Source organism: Primorskyibacter sedentarius, assembly GCF_004342065.1.
Classification (GTDB): Bacteria; Pseudomonadota; Alphaproteobacteria; order Rhodobacterales; family Rhodobacteraceae; genus Primorskyibacter; species Primorskyibacter sedentarius.
Window position 1 is genome coordinate 1 of sequence record NZ_SLZU01000083.1, and the last position, 1222, is coordinate 1222.

General features: G+C 60.0%; 1 protein-coding gene. It reads right to left on the minus strand.

The features are described 5' to 3' along the window. Positions 1 to 46: 46 nt before the first annotated feature. Positions 47 to 1222, minus strand: a 1176-nt coding sequence (gene tuf / locus EDD52_RS23570; RefSeq protein WP_132249027.1) for an elongation factor Tu, incomplete at its 5' end; no start/stop codon positions are given.

Below are 1222 nucleotides of genomic sequence, written 5' to 3' on the forward strand. Positions count from 1 at the left end.
GTCGAACCCTGCGGGGAGGGGTTGGCTCCCCGCGCAGTCAGTTTTCTTACTCGATGATCTTCGAGACGACGCCGGAACCAACGGTGCGGCCGCCTTCGCGGATGGCGAAGCGCAGTTTTTCTTCCATCGCGATCGGGGCGATCAGTTCAACTTCGAACTTCAGGTTGTCGCCCGGCATCACCATCTCGGTGCCTTCGGGAAGAACAACCGTGCCGGTCACGTCCGTCGTACGGAAGTAGAACTGCGGGCGGTAGTTCGCGAAGAACGGCGTGTGACGGCCACCTTCGTCCTTGGTCAGAATATAGGCTTCTGCCTCGAACTTGGTGTGCGGCTTCACGGAACCCGGCTTACACAGAACCTGACCACGCTCAACGCCTTCACGGTCGATGCCGCGCAGCAGGGCGCCGATGTTGTCGCCTGCTTCACCACGATCCAGCAGCTTGCGGAACATTTCCACACCCGTGCAGGTCGTTTTCTTGGTGTCGCGGATACCAACGATTTCCAGTTCGTCGCCAACGTTCACAACGCCGCGCTCGACACGGCCGGTTACAACCGTACCACGGCCGGAAATCGAGAACACGTCCTCGATCGGCATCAGGAAGGGCTGGTCAACCGCACGTGCGGGCTGCGGGATGTACTCGTCCACAGCGGCCATCAGTTCCTTGATCTTGTCTTCGCCGATCGCTTCGTCGCGACCTTCCAGAGCGGCCAGGGCCGAACCTGCGATGATCGGGATATCGTCGCCCGGGTAGTCATAGGCAGACAGAAGCTCGCGGATTTCCATCTCGACCAGCTCAAGCAGCTCTTCGTCGTCGACCTGGTCAACCTTGTTCATGAACACGACCATGGCGGGGATACCAACCTGGCGGCCCAGCAGGATGTGCTCGCGCGTCTGCGGCATCGGGCCGTCAGCAGCGTTCACAACAAGGATCGCGCCGTCCATCTGCGCCGCACCGGTGATCATGTTCTTGACGTAGTCGGCGTGGCCGGGGCAGTCGACATGCGCGTAGTGACGGTTCTCGGTCTCGTACTCGACATGCGCGGTCGAGATCGTGATCCCGCGAGCCTTCTCTTCCGGCGCGCCGTCAATCTGGTCATAGGCCTTGAAATCGCCGAAATACTTCGTGATCGCAGCCGTCAGCGTCGTCTTGCCGTGGTCAACATGGCCAATCGTGCCAATGTTGCAATGCGGTTTAGAACGCTCAAACTTTTCCTTTGCCAT